Source organism: Bradyrhizobium sp. USDA 4461, assembly GCF_054055655.1.
Map to the genome: position 1 here is coordinate 2,416,768 of NZ_JBSRXM010000001.1, position 16,845 is coordinate 2,433,612.

The 16,845-nt window shown below is 64.8% G+C and carries 15 protein-coding genes; 3 read left to right on the forward strand and 12 right to left on the reverse strand.

All coding sequences use genetic code 11. The features are described from left to right. Nucleotides 1-57 precede the first annotated feature (57 nt). On the reverse strand, nt 58-1,749 hold the full coding sequence (locus ACVINW_RS11280) for a sensor domain-containing diguanylate cyclase (RefSeq protein WP_456751360.1): 1,692 nt from the start codon (nt 1,747-1,749) through the stop codon (nt 58-60). A 109-nt stretch (nt 1,750-1,858) separates the two neighbouring features. On the opposite strand from ACVINW_RS11280, the gene ACVINW_RS11285 reads away from it, so the two are divergent. Next, the gene (locus ACVINW_RS11285; RefSeq protein ID WP_456751361.1) at nt 1,859-2,563 is read left to right on the forward strand and encodes a YggS family pyridoxal phosphate-dependent enzyme; all 705 of its coding nucleotides are present in this window, start codon (nt 1,859-1,861) and stop codon (nt 2,561-2,563) included. 261 nt (nt 2,564-2,824) lie between these two features. Here the strand turns inward: ACVINW_RS11285 and ACVINW_RS11290 are convergent, their stop codons facing one another. Then, complete coding sequence (locus tag ACVINW_RS11290; protein WP_456751362.1) at nt 2,825-3,610, reverse strand: 2-keto-4-pentenoate hydratase; 786 nt, start codon at nt 3,608-3,610, stop codon at nt 2,825-2,827. Nucleotides 3,611-3,761: 151 nt separating this feature from the next. Further along, a complete protein-coding gene (locus ACVINW_RS11295; protein WP_456751363.1) occupies nt 3,762-4,301 on the reverse strand; it encodes a L,D-transpeptidase family protein in 540 nt (179 codons plus the stop codon). 242 nt (nt 4,302-4,543) lie between these two features. Between ACVINW_RS11295 and ACVINW_RS11300 the strand changes: the two genes are divergently transcribed. Continuing rightward, nucleotides 4,544-5,230, forward strand: coding sequence for a response regulator transcription factor (locus tag ACVINW_RS11300; RefSeq protein WP_016841446.1), 687 nt, complete (start codon nt 4,544-4,546; stop codon nt 5,228-5,230). A 57-nt stretch (nt 5,231-5,287) separates the two neighbouring features. Beyond that, nucleotides 5,288-5,728 (forward strand): Crp/Fnr family transcriptional regulator, encoded by a 441-nt coding sequence (locus tag ACVINW_RS11305; protein WP_050627983.1) that lies wholly within the window; start codon nt 5,288-5,290, stop codon nt 5,726-5,728. 122 nt (nt 5,729-5,850) lie between these two features. Here ACVINW_RS11305 and ACVINW_RS11310 read toward each other — a convergent pair whose 3' ends face one another. The 9 genes from ACVINW_RS11310 to ACVINW_RS11350 form a co-directional block, all read right to left on the reverse strand. Then, nucleotides 5,851-7,182, reverse strand: a complete 1,332-nt coding sequence (locus ACVINW_RS11310) for an IS1182 family transposase (RefSeq protein WP_456756305.1) — start codon at nt 7,180-7,182, stop codon at nt 5,851-5,853. Between the two features lie 215 nt (nt 7,183-7,397). Continuing rightward, nucleotides 7,398-8,213 (reverse strand): exodeoxyribonuclease III, encoded by an 816-nt coding sequence (locus ACVINW_RS11315; protein WP_456751364.1) that lies wholly within the window; start codon nt 8,211-8,213, stop codon nt 7,398-7,400. Nucleotides 8,214-8,432: 219 nt separating this feature from the next. Beyond that, nucleotides 8,433-9,242, reverse strand: a complete 810-nt coding sequence (locus ACVINW_RS11320) for an outer membrane lipoprotein carrier protein LolA (protein WP_456751365.1) — start codon at nt 9,240-9,242, stop codon at nt 8,433-8,435. 100 nt (nt 9,243-9,342) lie between these two features. Next, nucleotides 9,343-11,829, reverse strand: coding sequence for a DNA translocase FtsK (locus tag ACVINW_RS11325; RefSeq protein WP_456751366.1), 2,487 nt, complete (start codon nt 11,827-11,829; stop codon nt 9,343-9,345). Nucleotides 11,830-11,845: 16 nt separating this feature from the next. Continuing rightward, a complete protein-coding gene (locus ACVINW_RS11330; protein ID WP_456751367.1) occupies nt 11,846-13,072 on the reverse strand; it encodes an aminotransferase class I/II-fold pyridoxal phosphate-dependent enzyme in 1,227 nt (408 codons plus the stop codon). Between the two features lie 364 nt (nt 13,073-13,436). After that, nucleotides 13,437-13,841, reverse strand: coding sequence for a GFA family protein (locus ACVINW_RS11335; protein ID WP_456751368.1), 405 nt, complete (start codon nt 13,839-13,841; stop codon nt 13,437-13,439). Nucleotides 13,842-14,085: 244 nt separating this feature from the next. Then, a complete protein-coding gene (locus ACVINW_RS11340) occupies nt 14,086-15,534 on the reverse strand; it encodes an ammonium transporter (RefSeq protein WP_456751369.1) in 1,449 nt (482 codons plus the stop codon). A 39-nt stretch (nt 15,535-15,573) separates the two neighbouring features. Then, nucleotides 15,574-15,912, reverse strand: coding sequence for a P-II family nitrogen regulator (locus tag ACVINW_RS11345; protein WP_024583097.1), 339 nt, complete (start codon nt 15,910-15,912; stop codon nt 15,574-15,576). 317 nt (nt 15,913-16,229) lie between these two features. Next, nucleotides 16,230-16,832 (reverse strand): ATP-dependent Clp protease proteolytic subunit, encoded by a 603-nt coding sequence (locus ACVINW_RS11350; RefSeq protein ID WP_456751370.1) that lies wholly within the window; start codon nt 16,830-16,832, stop codon nt 16,230-16,232. Between the last annotated feature and the right edge of the window lie 13 nt (nt 16,833-16,845).

Consider the following 16,845-nt stretch of genomic DNA (forward strand, 5'->3'; position numbering starts at 1 on the left):
TCTTGGCTGCGGGAGGGATGAACTCGTGATGCTGCCCCGCCTGCACGGGGCGATGCGCTAGCTCGCCAGCGCCATCCCGGCTTCATCGAGCGTCTGCAGGAAGCCGTGCTCGATCACGGCGTTGCGGCCGCGGCGCTTGGCGGCGTAGAGGGCGGCGTCGGCGGCTTCGATCAGATCGCCGGGGCGCTGGGTCTCGTTCGGCTTTGTGGTCGCGACGCCGACGCTGACGGTGACGACGCAATGGCTCGACGGCGCATGCGGTACGGCGAGGCCAAGGACCGCGGTACGCACCGTCTCGCCGATCGCGAGCGCATGCGCGGCGTCGGTATTCGGCAGCAGCAGGCAGAATTCCTCGCCGCCATAGCGGCCGGCAAAGCCCATCGTGTCGGCGGCGATTCCGGCCAGCGTTTCGCCGATCCGGGTCAGGCAGGCGTCGCCTTCGGGATGGCCGTAGGTGTCGTTGTAGAGCTTGAAGTGATCGACATCGATCATCATCAGCGACAGCTCGCACTCATATTGCTGTGCCCGCATCCACTCGAAATCGAGCCGGCTTTGGAAGCCACGGCGGTTGGCGAGGCCGGACAGCGCGTCGATCGAGGCCATCACGGTGAGACGGTCGTTGGAGGCGACGAGCTCGCGCTCGCGCTGGCTGAGCTGTGCCGCCATCGCGTTGAAGGCGCGCGCCAGCGGCACGAATTCCGCCGGCAGCTTATGCTTGGCGACGCGCGCCGACCAGTCGCCTTCGCCGAACCGTCGCGCCATGCTGGTCATCAGCTCGATCGGATGGATGACAAGCCGCTCCGCGCCGACCAGCGCACCCAACAGCACGAACAGGCAGACGAAGCCGAGCTGCAGATAGGCGGTGCGGATCTCGCGGTTGATCGCCGCCGTCACCTTGGCCTCGTCCATGCTGACGATCAGCCGTGACTGCGTGCCGGCGATGCGCGCAAAGCTCAGCGTGCGCTGGGCGCCGTCGGATGCGGTGAATGACACCGAGCCTGATGGTTCGTCGTAGCTCAGCGCCTTCTCGGCAATCGCCGCCATCAACGGGATGGTGTCGAGCGAGCGGCCGATCAGGCTGGCATGATCCGCGGGTGCTGCGATCACGACGCCGGTCGAGTCGACGAGGACCGCCGACATGCCGGGCTGGCCGCCGAGATTGGCCATGATCTGCGACAGCCAGTCGATGTTGATGCCGGCGACGACGACGGCATCCTGCTCCGGATTGATCGCGGCCACCGGATAGGCCGCCATCATCATGGGACGGCCGTTGGTCCGACCGCGCAGGTAATCGCTGAACACGAAGCCACGATTGTCCTGCGCTTTCTTGAAATATTCGCGGTCGCCGACATTGAGGCCGACCTGGACGTTGAGGGTCGAGCACTGCACCAGCCCGTCCCTCGAGACGAACATGATGCTGCGGATCCAGGGCAGCACGGTCGGCAGGCTGGCGCGCAGCACCTCACAGCTCTGCGCGATGCCGCCGGAGGCGCGGATATAGGCGGCGGATTTCAGCATGGTCTCGACCGAGGAGACCACTTCGCGCTGGGTTTCGGCGGCGTGCGCGGTGAGGTTGGCGTAGCCGGCCGCGGCCTGCGCGATCTGCGAGGTGCGGAAATTCTCCAGCGTGCGGATCCGATCGAGCATCAGGGGCGCGACCAGCATCAGCGCAAGCAAGGCCAGCCGGGCGCGAATGCCCAGAACCTTCTTGAGTTTGATCCGGTTGCGGTTGAAAGTGACGCCCGACATTCTAGTCCCTTGCCCGTGCGCCAAGGTAGAATGCAGGGCTTCAAAAAGCCTTTCCCGAATTTGGTAAAATTCGAGCCAACCCCGGCATCTGTCAGAGAACGGCACAAGCATGACCCAAAGCCCGACCGCGCCGTTATCGGCTGATTCACCACATGGTCTCGCCGCCGTGGAGCAGGAGATCGCGCACGCCTGCAAGGAAGCGCGGCGCGACCGCGCCTCGGTGACCTTGATCGCGGTGTCGAAGACATTCGCGGCCGACGCAATTTTACCGATTGTCGGCGCCGGACAGCGCGTATTTGGCGAAAATCGCGTGCAGGAAGCCAAGGGCAAATGGCCGAAGTTAATCCAGGCTCATCCGGGACTGAAGCTTCACCTGATCGGGCCGTTGCAGTCGAACAAGGCCAAGGAGGCCGTCGCGCTGTTCGATGCGATCCATTCGGTCGACCGCGCCAGCATTTGCGAAGCGTTAGCCAAGGAAATCAAAAATCAAGGGAAACACCCGGACCTGTTCGTCCAGATCAACACCGGCGAGGAGCCGCAGAAAGCCGGCGTCTCGCCGCAGGACGCGGATACCTTCATCGCGGCGTGTCGCGAGACATATGGCCTGCAGATTTCAGGACTGATGTGCATCCCGCCGGTCGACCAGGCGCCGGCGCCGCATTTCGCACTCTGCGCCAAGATCGCCGCGCGCAACGGCTTGAAGAATCTCTCGATGGGCATGAGCGCCGATTTCGCGGTGGCGATCGCGATGGGTGCGACCCATGTGCGGGTGGGCTCAGCGATCTTCGGCACGCGTACGGTGCCGCACGCGTAGTGGCGTTGCGGCGTTCGCTTGGTCCGTAAACTCGTCATCCTGAGGAGCCGCGAAGCTGCGTCTCGAAGGATCGACGGCCACCGGCCGGGCCGTGCATCCTTCGAGGCTCGCTCCGCTCGCACCTCAGGATGACGGTGTTGGCGATCATCACTGACCAGCGGTCTCAGCCCGATGGTGACCCCAAATGAGATGTTGTCCCTGCCTGGTACGCAATTGCGCACCAGGCAGGGACGACAGCGGTATGTGCGGCGCGTGCGCTGCCTACGCGAACTTCACCGACACCTTGCCGATCGCGCCGAAATCGGCAGCGAACGCATCACCCGCGGCGATCGGCAGTGGCGGATGGCAGGTGCCTGTGGTGACCACCTCCCCTGCCCGCAACGTCAGCCCAAGTGCGCGCAGCTCGTTGGCGCACCAGGTGAGCGCGACACGGGGATCGCCGAGCACGTTCCTGCCGTGACCGATGTAACGCTCGCCGCGCAGCGTGATGGTCGGGCGCTCTTCGACCAGGTCGATCGCACGCCAGTCGGCTGACGTTGCTGCTCCGAGCACGAACAGATGCGCGCAGGCATTGTCGGCGATCAGCTGGGCCTCGCCGGCGGAGACGAAATCGGCGAACCGCGAATCCGGAATCTCGATCGCCGGATGCAGCGTGCCGACTGCGTCCAAAACGTCCTGCACGCCGTAGGGCGTCGCGCGCGGCGCGAGATCGTGCGCCATGCGGAAGGCGTATTCCGGCTCGCCGACCCGCATCTCGTTGCCGGTCATCGACGCGGTGCCGCCATCCGGTAGCACCGTCTCGGCGAGGATGCGTCCGGCCAGCGGCCCCGCGACATTGATGTGCTTCTGGCCGGCCGCGCTGGTCGCCGCGATCTTCCAGCCGAACAGTTTTTCGCGCGAGGTCTTTCCCAGCTGGGCCTGCACCGCATAGCCCTCGGCGCGATCGCGCGGCCGTATGGCGCTATCGAGCGCGCCGAGTTTCGTTCCCGCGCGCCAGTGCTCGCTCAGGACTTTTGCGGCGGCGGCGATCTGGTTGTTGTCGAGCATGGTTGAAGTCCCAACTGCATTGGTCTTGCCATATCATAAAGCTCTCAGCCCCGTCATTGCGAGGAGCGATAGCGACGAAGCAATCCATGCTTCCGCATTTGCGGGGCGATGGATTGCTTCGCTTCGCTCGCAATGACAGGAGAGGGTGGATCTACCCGATCACGATCTTTGTCTTTGGCGACATCCGCCGCAACAGCCGCAGCATCGACGCCTTGGTCATCGAGACGCAGCCCGCGGTCGGCGAAAAATTCGGCCGCGCCAGATGCAGGAACACGGCGCTGCCGCGGCCGGCGATACGCGGCGCGGCGTTGTGATCGATCTCGACGATGAAGTCGTAAAGATGATCCTCGCGGGTCAGGCGGTCGCCGGCCTGCTCGCGGTCGAGCCGGATCGGCTGGTTGTAATGGCGGTCGGCGGGATCCTCGCACCAGGCGTCCTCGCGGCGGATCGGCCGCGTCGGCAGCAAGGTCAACGGGCGCCGGTGCCGATCGGCGCGCCACCACAATTGCCTTGGATGGAAGATGCCGCGCGGCGTGCCGCCGTCGCCCTCGCGCTTGTTGGCGAGGATTCCGCCGCGTCCAAGCGCCACGGGAATCGTCCAGCCATCGGCCGTCAGCCAGCCGCGGCGCGGATCGCCGGCGGCCGCCCGGACCTCGATGGCGGAGAGCGGGCGATCACGTTTGGCTGTCATATAAGTGATTGAAATGGCTGACCTTCCCTTAAGAATCGTTCAAAAATGAACTTGCCTTGAACGCCCCAGACATTCTATCTCCCGGCATTACAGGACATTCACGTCCTGCCCCGCCGGATTTGAGGTAGACTGCGTTGCCTTGTGAATCGGTAACAATCGCCTACCTGAGCACATATCTAGCCGATGTTACGGCCCTAAGCGCCCTCCGCTTCTGACCGCCCCGCCCCCGAAGGATTGTACCAATGGCCAATGCCCGCAAGATCTTGATCGTGGATGACGATACCGATCTGCGCGATACGCTGGTCGAGCAGCTGTCCCTGCACGAGGAATTCGAAGCCTCCGCGGTCGACACCGGCGCCAAGGGCGCCACTGCCGCCAAAGCCAATTCCCCCGATCTGGTCCTGATGGATGTCGGCCTGCCCGACACCGACGGCCGCGAAGTGGTCCGCAGCCTGCGCAAGGGCGGCTTCAAGGCCCCGATCATCATGCTGACCGGCCATGACACTGATTCCGACACCATCCTGGGGCTGGAAAGCGGCGCCAACGACTACGTGGCAAAACCGTTCCGCTTCGCGGTGCTGCTGGCCCGGATCCGAGCCCAGCTGCGCCAGCACGAGGCCAGCGAGGACGCGGTGTTCTCGGTCGGCCCCTACTCGTTCCGGCCCGGCTCGAAGATGCTGACCGGCGCCAATGCCCGCAAGGTGCGGCTGACCGAGAAGGAAACCGCGATCCTGCGCTTCCTCTACCGCGCCGGCCAGATGCCGGTGTCGCGCGAGACCCTGCTCCAGGAAGTCTGGGGCTACAATTCCGGCGTCACCACCCACACGCTGGAAACCCACATTTACCGCCTCCGCCAGAAGATCGAGAAGGACGCCGCCAACCCGGAAATCCTGGTCACGGAAGCCGGTGGCTACAAGCTGGTGCCGTGATACGCTTCGCGCTCAACGATTCGTGAAATCGAGGCGCACCGCGGTTACCGGACCTGAATGTCGATCGATGATGACGTAGCCCTGCTCGAGCGGGTCCCGACGATGCGTCTGTTGGGCGACAGTTCCTTGCGCATGCTGGCGATCGGCTCCGAGCAACGCGACTTCAACGCAGGCGAAGTGCTGTTCAAGACCGGCGACACGGCGGACGCCGGCTATGTCGTGCAGCGCGGCACCTTCCGCGTCGAGGAAGGCGGCGCCGAGATCATCGCCGGTCCCGGCGCACTGATCGGCGAGCTCGCATTGATCGTCGCGATGAAGCGGCCGTCGACCGCGACCGCGCTGGAGCGCGGCTCGGTGATCCGCGTCGCGCGCAGCCTGTTCCAGCGCGTGCTGGAAAGCGATCCCGCCGCCGCCCGCCGCCTGCGCGACGAACTCGCGCTGCGCACCAGCCAGCTCGCCAGCGATATTCTGATGGCAGGCGGGAAGCTGAGTACGTAGCTGCCGCTCATTGACCCGTCACCCTGAGAGCTTGTGACGGATTCGGCTCCTGCGGAGTTTTTGGCGGCTGTTCGTCGCAGCAATTGGCAGGTTTGAGTTCGAGTTCGGCGATGACCCGTTGTTTAGGCTCTGGAGAGGCGGTTGCCTTGCAGGATGTTGTTGACGAGGGCGTACCAGAGCACGACGGCACGGACCTTTTCGATGCCGCGCACGGTCAATTGCCGCAGGTCCCAATTGCGCCAGCGGGCATGGATGCACTCGCAGATCGACCGGGACCTGTATCGGGCCTTGCCCTCTTCGCTCGCCATTCGCGCACGCCAGGCCAACACCCCCGGACCGTCGCCGCGCCGCGGTAGATAGGGATCGGTACCGTGCTTGGATTGAGTGGGCGGACAAAAGATATCGATGCCCTCGGCATAGGCCCATTCGATGTCCTCGGCACTGCCAAAGCCGCCATCGACGAGATGGTCCTTGGGCAACCCTCCGGGCCGCGCACGCTGCCGCTCCAGCATGGGACGCATCAGGCCGCGATCGGATCCGATGTTGCAAATTCTGGTGTCGACGACGATCTGCTCCCCGGCCACGCTCGTCACCTGCACGTTGTAGGCGGGGCGGAAGCCGCCGTTCGCCATCTTCATGACCCGTGCATAGGCGTCCGTCGTGGAGGCCCGCGGCTCCTTCGGCGTCTTGCCGTTGCCGCGACTTTCTTCGCGCTCCTTGCGCTGCTGCTTGATCTCGGCGAGCGCCGTCTGCGCCGCCTTCACCCGCGCGCTGCGTTCCCGCGCGGCCCGCTCCTTGGCTGCCCGGGCACGCTTATTGCTGGCGTCCGAGCGTGTGTCGACCTCGCGCTTGAGGTCTTCCACCACGGCCTCAGCCTGCGCCAAATGCTTATCCAGCGTCGCCTCGCGCCGGAACGAGGCCGCCCCGGCGCTGGCCCGGACCCGCATGCCATCCTGCGCCAAGGTCTCCAGATCGACGAGACCGGCCTTTGCCAACGCTGCCAGATGCTCACTGAGCAGTCGGTCAAGCAGATCGGCGTTGCCGACCCGGAAGTCCGCCAGCAGGTGATAGTTCACCGACACCCCGCCGCACAGCCAGCGATAGGCATCGTGGCTCTCGCACAGCCGCTCCAACGCCCGCGCGCTGCCAACGCCTTCGCTGGCGGCATAGAGCCACAGCGCCAGCAAAAGCCGGGGCGAGGTCGCGGGGTGACCGGGACGATCGCCGCGAGCCTTGATCCGGTCCTCCAACTCACTCAGATCAAGCTCTTCGACATAAGACCAGATCAGCCGCACCGGATGGTCTTCCCCGATCAGGCTCTCAATATCAACCGCTCGCAGCGCAATCTGGTCGCGCTGGGGCTCACGCAGCCGCGGAGCGCCGGGCAAGCCCGCTTCGACTGGTGGCTTCGCCTGCTCCGGCAGGTCCCCAAACAACTCATCGGCAGCCAACATCACCTCCCGCGAATCCATCATCGCCAGAGAATCACACCGCGCCGGCTTTCGGCTATAATGCTCGCTGAAACCCCAAAAAAATCACACCCTCTGAGGAGCGCGCTCTTGCGCGCGTCTCGAAGGGTCGACGGCCACGAGCCGGGCCGTGCATCCTTCGAGACGCCGCTTCGCGGCTCCTCAGGATGACGGAGGACAAGCTTCGCGTTGATGCGGCGTCAAACCTCCATCACCGCGGTCACCGGCACATGATCCGACGGACGCTCCCAGCTGCGGGCGTCGCGGGTGATCTTGAAATCGCTGACCTGATCCTTCAGCGCGCGCGAGACCCAGATGTGGTCGAGCCGGCGACCGCGGTCGCCGACGGTCCAGTCCGCGGCGCGGTAGCTCCACCAGGTGTAGACCTTTTCCGACAGCGGGATTCGTTCGCGCGCGATGTCGAACCATTCGCCATGCGCTTGGGCTGCGAGCAGCTTCTCGGTCTCGACCGGCGTGTGCGAAACCACCTTCAGCAACTGCTTGTGCGACCAAACGTCATTCTCGTGCGGCGCGACGTTGAGGTCGCCGACCAGGATGTGGCGGTCGTCGCCGCGCGGATGCAGCGGCTCGCACGCCTTCATCTCGTCGAGGAATTGCAGCTTGTGCTCGAACTTCGGATTGAGCGCGGGATCGGGAATGTCGCCGCCGGCCGGCACGTAGAAATTATGCAGCACCAGCGGCTTTGCGAGCTGCGCCTTCTCCCCGAAGGAAACTGAGATGTGCCGCGAATCGATCTTGTCGCAGAACGTCCGGATGTCGGTCGTCTCGAACGGCAGCCGCGACACGATGGCGACGCCGTGATAGCCCTTCTGCCCGTTCAGCGCGACGTGCTCATAGCCGAGCCGCTTGAAGCGCTTCAGCGGAAACGCATCGTCGATGCACTTGGTCTCCTGCAGGCACAGCACATCCGGCCGCGCGCTTTTCAGGAATTTGGCGACGATGTCGATGCGCAGGCGCACCGAGTTGATGTTCCAGGTGGTGATGGAGAACCGCATGAGAACGGCGTCTTAGCACGGTTCTCGATGCGGATTTCAATTGTCCACAGGAGGACTCTTACCTCGCCCCGCTTGCGGGCAGAGGTCGGATCGCATGGAGCGAAGCGCAATGTGATCCGGGTGAGAGGGACTCACCACGTACTCACGTCTTTCGAACATGCTAAGACAGCCCCTCACCCCAACCCTCTCCCCGCAAGAGCGGGCGAGGGAGAAGGATGGCTACCCCGGCGAAGACCCCGGATAGGTCGTGAAGTCGATCTTGAACAGGCCCGGATCGGGCTTCTGTGTCGCGTCGAGATTGTAGACCGCAACGGTCGTGTCGTAGCCCTGCGGGTCGGTGACGGTCCACTGCTTGAGCTTGCCGTCCTTGGCGCCGATCATCAGCAGGAAGCGGCTGGTGCCGACCAGCGCCTGCTTCTCCTCGATCGTGATGCTGATGAACACGTCGTCGGCGGTGACGCTGATGACGTTGGTGTCCTTCATCAGATCGATGCGGTCCGACAGCAGATAGCGCAGCGGGGTCTGCGACAGCGGATAGACGTCCTGGGTGGCGAGCCTGCGGTCGCGCACCGCGACCGACGAGCCGTCGGCGATCACCTCGATGGTGCTCGGATTGTCATATTCGAAGCGCAGCTTGCCGGGCTTCTGGATGTAGAAATCGCCCTTGGTCTTGGTGCCGTCGGGGCCGACCTGGACGAAATTCCCGACCAGCGTCTGCAGCGACGACAGATAGGCCGAGACCTTGGCGGCCTGCGCCTTCTGGTTGGCGTCGAAGGTCTGGAAGATGTTCGCGGGCACGTTGCGACGCGGATCGGGAATCACCGGATCCGGCGGCGGCTGGGTTGCGCCCGTGGTGGTCGGGCCCTTGTCCGCATTGCTCTGCGCGCCGGCGTCCTTCTTCGCCGCTGACTTGGGTGCGGGTTTCGGCGTCGTCGGCGCATTCTGCGCCGTCGCGGCGCCGGCGATCGCGGCGGTGACGAGAACAGCCAGCGCAGTGCGCCTGCCGCGGTCAATGAGGTGTTTTGCCATCAGATATGTCAGGTCTCTGTTCGACGCTCGTCCCGCTTGGCCGGATTTTATCCCGCCTCTTCCGAGGGAGATATGGTTTTTCCGTGATGATCATCCCCGATCAGAACTGGCCTTCTTCCTCCCCGACCAGGATTTCGCGCTTTCCGGCGTGATTCGCCGGTCCCACGATGCCCTCAAGTTCCATCCGCTCCATCAGCGAGGCGGCGCGGTTATAGCCGATTTGCAGCCGGCGCTGGATGTAGGAGGTCGATGCCTTGCGGTCGCGCTTGACGATCGCAACCGCCTGCGTGAACAGATCGCCGGCGCCGTCGCCACCCATGCCGGTGGCATCGAACACGGCGCCGTCCTCGTCGGTCGGCTCTTCCGCGGTGACGGCTTCGAGATATTCCGGGGCGCCTTGCGTCTTGAGGTGACGCACCACCTTCTCGACTTCCTCGTCGGAGGCGAACGGGCCGTGCACGCGGCTGATGCGGCCGCCGCCTGCCATGTAGAGCATGTCGCCCTGGCCGAGCAGCTGCTCGGCGCCCATCTCGCCGAGGATGGTGCGGCTGTCGATCTTCGACGTCACCTGGAAGGCGATGCGGGTCGGGAAGTTGGCCTTGATCGTGCCGGTGATGACGTCGACCGACGGGCGCTGTGTGGCGAGGATCACATGCAGGCCGGCGGCGCGGGCCATCTGCGCCAGGCGCTGGACCGCGCCTTCGATGTCCTTGCCGGCGACCATCATCAGGTCGGCCATCTCGTCGACGATGATGACGATGTAGGGCAGCGGCTCGAGGTCGAGCTTCTCTTCCTCGTAGATCGCCTTGCCGGTCTCCTTGTCGAAGCCGGTATGCACGGTGCGCGTCAGCTCTTCGCCCTTGGCCTTGGCTTCGACCAGGCGTGCATTGTAGCCGTCGATGTTGCGGACGCCGAGCTTGGCCATCCGCTTGTAGCGCTCTTCCATCTCGCGCACGGCCCATTTCAGCGCGACCACCGCCTTCTTCGGGTCGGTGACGACGGGCGTCAAGAGATGCGGGATGCCGTCATAGACGGAGAGTTCGAGCATCTTCGGATCGACCATGATCAGGCGGCACTGGTCCGGCCGCAGCCGATAGACCAGGCTCAGGATCATGGTGTTGATCGCGACCGATTTGCCGGAGCCGGTGGTGCCGGCGATCAGCATATGCGGCGTGCGCGCGAGGTCGATGATGACGGGATCGCCGCCGATCGTCTTGCCGAGGCACAGCGGCAGTTTCGCCACCGACTCGGTGCTCTCCTTCGCGACCAGAAGCTCGCGCAGATAGACCTTCTCGCGATGCGCGTTCGGCAGCTCGATGCCGATCGCGTTGCGACCGGCGACCACGGCGACGCGGGCCGACAGCGCGCTCATCGAGCGGGCGATGTCGTCGGACAGTCCGATCACGCGTGACGATTTGATGCCGGGCGCGGGCTCGAGCTCGTACAGCGTGACCACCGGGCCCGGATTGGCCTTGACGATCTCGCCGCGCACGCCGAAATCCTGCAGCACGCCTTCCAGCGCGCGCGAATTGTTCTCCAGCTCGGCCTTGCTCAGCGGCTGGCGATCGCTCGCCTTGGGCGCGCTGAGCACCGAGACCGACGGCAGCTCGAACTTGTCGGAATTCTTCTTCTTCGGCTTCGGCTCGGCCTTCTTGCGCGGCGCGCGGGCGGCGGGAGCTTCCTCCTCGTCGTCGTCCTCTTCTTCCTCGTCGTCGAAAGCCTCGGCCTCGTCTTCGTCCTCGCCGTGATCGCCACGCGCCGGTGCGATCGAGGGCGCCGCGCGGCCGCCGCCGATATTGGGCTCCTGGCGCTCGAACGCCGCGCTGCGGCCCTGCGTGCCGCTCGACACCAGCGATTTATAGGCGGTGGCGAACAGCCAGCCGAGCCGCGCTTTCGCGCTCATCAGCGCGTGGAACAGCCAGCCCAGCGAGACCGAGCTGCGGTCGTTGTCTTCCTCCTCGACGAAGGGCTCGTCGTCGTCGGAGATCGGCGTCAGCTCCTCGTCCTGCTCCTTGGCGCCCCAGCCGCAGGCGAACAGGAAGCAGGCAGCCATCGCGACGAACAGGATCAAGCCGAGCACGACGCGGTAGATGAAGCCGGGCGGCCCGAACACCACGGCCGGTGCGCGCAGCAAGGCGTCGCCAACCACGCCGCCGAGCCCGGTCGGCAGCGGCCATGCGGTGTTGTGCGGCCAGCAGCTGGCAAAGCCGGCCGCGATCACCGTGCACAGGATCCAGCAGCCAAGCCGCAGTGCCTCGCGGTCGAACGGCCGATGCGTCAACATCCGCCAGCCCCACACTGCGACCGGCAGCAGCAGCATGATGGCGCCGAGCCCGAGGATCTGCATCAGGAGATCGGCGCCGATCGCGCCGGGATAGCCGAGCACGTTGCGGATCGCGCGGGAGGTGGCGTGGCTCAGTGACGGATCCTGCACCGACCAGGTCATCAGCGCAGCGGTGATCGCGCCCGACAGCGCGATCAGGCCGAGCCCGGTGAGTTCGCGCAGCCGCCGCGCCAGCGCCTCGCGCAACGAGAGCGGCAGATGGCCGACCAGGGGGATGACACGTTCGATCGCAGGCATACTCAATCTTCGCGCTTCGCGATTAACCCAGGGTTTCGACCAGGCGATGCATCGCCTCGGCCGTTGATTCACTGTCGGAGACCAGCGCAAGGCGGATATAGCCCGCGCCCGGATTGGAACCGTCGCTCTGCTGGCGCGCCAGATAGCTGCCGGGAATCACGCGAACGCCGGCATCGCGATACAGTCTGACCGTCGTCTCCTCGTCGCCGCCGCGATCGGAGACGTCGAGCCAGACGCAGAAGCCGCCGGCGGGACGCTTGTAGCCGTAGCGGTTGCCGAGGATCTGGTCGGCGAAATCGAACTTGATGCGATAGAGCCTGCGGTTCTCCTCGACATGCGCCTCGTCGCTGTAGGCGGCGACCGCGACATGTTGCAGCGGCACCGGCACCTGCGGTGCGGCGACATTGCGCAGCTCGAGGAATGTGGCGAGAAATCTCCGGTCGCCCGCGGCGAAGCCGACGCGCATGCCCGGCAGGTTCGAGCGTTTCGACAGCGACTGGAACGCGACCACGTTGGTGAAGTCGGGGCCGGCGCATTCCAGCATGCTGCCCGGTGCCTCGCGGGTGTAGATCTCCGAATAGCACTCGTCGGAGAGGATCATGAAGCCGTGGCGATCGGCGAGCTGCTTCAGCCGCGTGAAATAGGCGCGTGAGGCGACCGAGCCCTGCGGATTGGCCGGCGAGGCAATGAAGAACGCCACTGTGCGCGCCCACGTCGCCTCGTCGATCGCATCGAGATCGGGCAGGAAACCGTTGGCGAGCGTGGTCGGCAGATGGATCTGCTCGCAACCGGCGGCGCGCGCGCCGGCGCCGTAGGCCGGATAGAACGGGTTCGGCATCAGGACCGCGGGGCGGCCCTTGCGCGGCGAGACGTAGCGTGCCGCCGTGATCGCGGCAAAGAACAGCCCCTCGCGGCTGCCGTTCAGCACCAGCACCTCGCTCTCCGGATCGATCGGACGCGGCAATTGGAACCGGCTGGAGAGCCAGGTCGCGGCCGCGCGGCGGAACGGCTCGATGCCCTTGGCCATCGGGTAGCGGCCGAACTCGGCGGTGTGCTTGGCGAGCACCGGCCCGACGAAATCGGGCACCGGGTGCTGCGGCTCGCCGACCGATAGCGCAATCAATGGCTTAGCCGGTTGGTACGGCGCCAGCAGCTCGGTGGTACGCACGAATGGAGAACGCTCGGCCTGGCCGGCGGATGCGGCATCGGCGGCGCCCTGCGCCAAGCCGGATGAGGCGGTCATTGCCATGATTGAAATGCCAGCACTTTCACTGCGGTCGGAGGAGTGGGGCGCCGACCGTAAACCGATCAAATCACCATAGATAGGGCGAGGTTAAGACGCGATTAACCATCGGCGGCGCCCGCGATGGGCAGGCGCGTGATATCAGCGTCGACCGCAAAAAATCGAACCCAAAATTGCACCGAGACATGATCCACCGCCGCGCCGTCAGGAGAGCCTCACGTCGCTGTCGCTTGCCGAAATCCTCAAACGCTATTTGCGCGACGGCGTAGCCCGGATGAAGCGAAGCGAAATCCGGGGCCGGTCTTTACGCGGGGAGGCTCTCCCGGATTGCGCCGCGCTTGATCCGGGCTACGCACCCGATGTGTGACGACTACCGCGCCGGCAGCTTCTCGAACGACGGCTTGCCGTCGGGAATGTGGTGGAAGGTCTGCTTGTCGCAGGTGTAGATCGTCATCTGCGGGGTGAACACGCTGGGATCGTCGAAGGTGCCGACCTTCAGGATGGTGGCGGGCAGGCCCGGCACCTTGGTCACCAGATGGGTGCCGCATTCCGGGCAGAACTCGCGCGTCACCGCGCGCTCGAGATCCTTGCGGGTGAACTGCTTGGGCTGGCTTGCGGTGTATTTGAAGCCGGTGGTCGGCATCGCCATGAACATGTTCGGGCCGCCGCCGGTGATGTACTGGCATTCGCGGCACAGGCATTGCGCCGCCATCATCGGTTCGCCCTCGGCCTCGTAGCGCACGTTGCCGCAGTAGCACCTGCCCTGCACCTTCATGACGTCCTCCCGCTTTTGTTGTCAGTTTCGTTGTTCGTAGCCTGTCATTCCACAATGGCAGGTAATTCCGACATTATTTTCTCAAGCCGGAGAAAAAAGAAAGGGGCTCCAACTTGCGCTGGAGCCCCTCAACGGCCCGGACATTGCCGGGTATGTGCCCGGACCGTAGTTCTGGGAACGACCGCTTGGGGAGGTCGCGCCCCGGGAGAACCCCCGAATTAACGGCCCTCAAGGGCCGTTAATTCTACATGTTGTAGGCGCGCTCCGTGTGCTCGGTGATGTCGAGGCCTTCACGCTCGGTCTCGACGTTGGCGCGCAGGCCGACGATCACGTCGACGATCTTGTAGAGGATCGCCGAACCGATGCCCGACCACACCAGCGTGGTGCAGACGCCCCAAACTTGCGAGATCATCTGCGCCGCGAAGTCGTAATCGGCGACCTTCGGCGGGATCGCGGTGTAGTCGATGATGCCGGCGCCACCGAGCGCCGGGTTGACCAGGATGCCGGTGCCGAGCGCGCCGACGATGCCGCCAACGCAGTGGACGCCGAACACGTCGAGCGAGTCGTCATAGCCGAGCGCGTTCTTCACGACCGTGCAGAAGAACAGGCAGACCACGCCGACCACGAGGCCGAGCACGATGGCGCCCATCGGACCGGCATAGCCGGCCGCCGGCGTCACCGCGACGAGGCCCGCGACCGCGCCCGAGAGCGCGCCAAGCAGCGAGGGATGGCCCTTGATGATCCATTCCGCGAACATCCAGGCCAGCGCCGCCGCGGCCGTCGCCACGAAGGAGTTGGTCATGGCGAGCGCAGCGCCGCCATTGGCTTCGAGGTTCGAACCGGCGTTGAAGCCGAACCAGCCGACCCAGAGCAGCGAGGCGCCGATCATGGTCATGGTCAGCGAGTGCGGAGCCATCAGCTCCTTGCCGTAGCCGGTGCGCTTGCCGATCAGGAGCGCGCCGACCAGGCCGGCGATGCCCGCGTTGATGTGCACGACGGTGCCGCCGGCGAAGTCGATTGCACCCTTCTTGAAGATCCAGCCGGCATCGGCGTTGATCTCGTCGAGCTTGGCCTGTGCCGCGGTCTTCGCCGCACCGTCAGCCGCAGCGGCAAGCGCCTTGGCGGCATCCTGGATCGCGTCCGGGCCCGGCCAGTACCAGACCATGTGCGCGATCGGGAAGTAGATCAGCGTCACCCAGAGCGGGATGAACAGCGCGATCGCCGCGAACTTCATGCGCTCGGCGAAGGCGCCGACGATGAGGGCCGGCGTGATCGCCGCAAAGGTCATCTGGAAGCACATATAGACGAGTTCGGAGATGTTGGCGTCGACCGAGAAGGTCGCAGCCTTCGAGTCCGGCGTGACGCCCATCAGGAAGGCCTTGGAGAAGCCGCCGATGAAGTCGGAGCCGCCGGTGAAAGCGAGGCTGTAGCCGTAGAGAGCCCAGAGCACGGTGACGAGGCAGACCGTGTAGAAAACCTGCGCCAGCACCGAGAGCATGTTCTTTGAGCGGACGAGGCCGCCATAGAACAGCGCGAGGCCCGGGATGGTCATCAACAGCACCAGCACCGTCGAGGTCAGCATCCAGGCGTTGTCGCCCTTGTTGACGGTTGGCTCGGCGTAGGCGGCGGTCGCGGCGAACAGGCCGACTGCAAGGGCCGCCAGTCCCGCGCCATAGGGACGCTTGAACGTCATGTTATTTCACTCCTGAGGTCTTAAGGTTTGAGCGCGAAATCAAAGGGCCGCGGCATCGGCCTCGCCGGTGCGGATGCGCACGGCGTGCTCGAGGCTGATGACGAAGATCTTGCCGTCGCCGATCTGTCCGGTCTTGGCGGCGGAGGTGATGGCGTCGATGGTCTTGTCGACCTGATCGGAGTTGACTGCGACTTCGATCTTGATCTTGGGCAGGAAGCTCACGGCATATTCGGCGCCGCGATAGATTTCCGTGTGGCCCTTCTGACGGCCGTAGCCTTTGACTTCCGTCACCGTGAGACCGTGAACGCCAATGGCGGTCAGGGCGTCACGGACCTCTTCCAGCTTGAATGGCTTAATGATCGCCATAACAATTTTCATGAGTCCTAATCCCCGCTTGGGCCCGGTGCGAACGGACACCGGGAGTTTCGACTGAGGTTCACCACGCGGAGGACTTCCACTACGCGGGCACAGCCGGGACCCTTAGAATCAAATGCCGTGCCAACCGGCCGGAGTTCGCTAATGGATTATGAATCCGGATATTTTCCCGCATTGCGGGAATGGTGTGCCGCTGCGCTATTCCGTCGCGCCTAAAATCTAATCAGGCCGGATCAATTCGTGAGCAAGACAGGGTCCGAACACAATTCTGCCCAGCAGCGGTGCAGGCGAAGGTATTTAAATAAGGTGCTGCCGGGGGATTAGGCGGCGTCGCGTTCGGAAAACACCTTGTCGATCAGCCCCCATTCGAGCGCCTGCTGCGCCGACATGAAGTGATCGCGGTCCAGGGTCCGCTCCACGTCCGCCTCGGTGCGCTTGCAATGCTGCGCATAGAGCCGGGTGATGCGCCGCTTGGTCTCCTGCATCTCGGTCGCGTGGATCAGGATATCGGAGGCCTGGCCCTGGAAGCCGCCGAGCGGCTGATGCACATGGAGGCTGGCGTTGGGCAGCGCGGCGCGGTGACCGGGCTCGCCGGCCATCAGCAGGAACGATCCCATCGAGCGCGCGGTGCCCATGCAGAGCGTATGCACCGGTGCCTTGATGAATTGCATGGTGTCGTACATCGCCAGCCCGCTGGTGATCACGCCGCCATAGGAGTTGATGTAGAGGTTGATCGGCTTGTGCGGGTTCTCCGCCTCGAGGAACAGCAACTGGGCGCAGACCAGTCCGGACATCGCATCATTGACCTCGCCGTTGAGGAAGATGATGCGCTCGCGCAGCAGCCTGGAATAGATGTCGAAGGAGCGTTCGCCGCGGCTCGACTGTTCGACGACCATGGGGACGAGTTGCATCATGTCGCGCATCGGCGACCTCCAT

Excerpts from the sequence above, each read along its gene's own strand:
- ACVINW_RS11280 (WP_456751360.1), bottom strand. The coding sequence starts at position 1,749 with ATGTCGGGCGTCACTTTCAACCGCAACCGGATCAAACTCAAGAAGGTT.
- ACVINW_RS11285 (WP_456751361.1), top strand. The coding sequence starts at position 1,859 with ATGACCCAAAGCCCGACCGCGCCGTTATCGGCTGATTCACCACATGGT.
- ACVINW_RS11290 (WP_456751362.1), bottom strand. The coding sequence starts at position 3,610 with ATGCTCGACAACAACCAGATCGCCGCCGCCGCAAAAGTCCTGAGCGAG.
- ACVINW_RS11295 (WP_456751363.1), bottom strand. The coding sequence starts at position 4,301 with ATGACAGCCAAACGTGATCGCCCGCTCTCCGCCATCGAGGTCCGGGCG.
- ACVINW_RS11300 (WP_016841446.1), top strand. The coding sequence starts at position 4,544 with ATGGCCAATGCCCGCAAGATCTTGATCGTGGATGACGATACCGATCTG.
- ACVINW_RS11305 (WP_050627983.1), top strand. The coding sequence starts at position 5,288 with ATGTCGATCGATGATGACGTAGCCCTGCTCGAGCGGGTCCCGACGATG.
- ACVINW_RS11310 (WP_456756305.1), bottom strand. The coding sequence starts at position 7,182 with ATGTTGGCTGCCGATGAGTTGTTTGGGGACCTGCCGGAGCAGGCGAAG.
- ACVINW_RS11315 (WP_456751364.1), bottom strand. The coding sequence starts at position 8,213 with ATGCGGTTCTCCATCACCACCTGGAACATCAACTCGGTGCGCCTGCGC.
- ACVINW_RS11320 (WP_456751365.1), bottom strand. The coding sequence starts at position 9,242 with ATGGCAAAACACCTCATTGACCGCGGCAGGCGCACTGCGCTGGCTGTT.
- ACVINW_RS11330 (WP_456751367.1), bottom strand. The coding sequence starts at position 13,072 with ATGGCAATGACCGCCTCATCCGGCTTGGCGCAGGGCGCCGCCGATGCC.
- ACVINW_RS11335 (WP_456751368.1), bottom strand. The coding sequence starts at position 13,841 with ATGAAGGTGCAGGGCAGGTGCTACTGCGGCAACGTGCGCTACGAGGCC.
- ACVINW_RS11340 (WP_456751369.1), bottom strand. The coding sequence starts at position 15,534 with ATGACGTTCAAGCGTCCCTATGGCGCGGGACTGGCGGCCCTTGCAGTC.
- ACVINW_RS11345 (WP_024583097.1), bottom strand. The coding sequence starts at position 15,912 with ATGAAAATTGTTATGGCGATCATTAAGCCATTCAAGCTGGAAGAGGTC.
- ACVINW_RS11350 (WP_456751370.1), bottom strand. The coding sequence starts at position 16,832 with ATGCGCGACATGATGCAACTCGTCCCCATGGTCGTCGAACAGTCGAGC.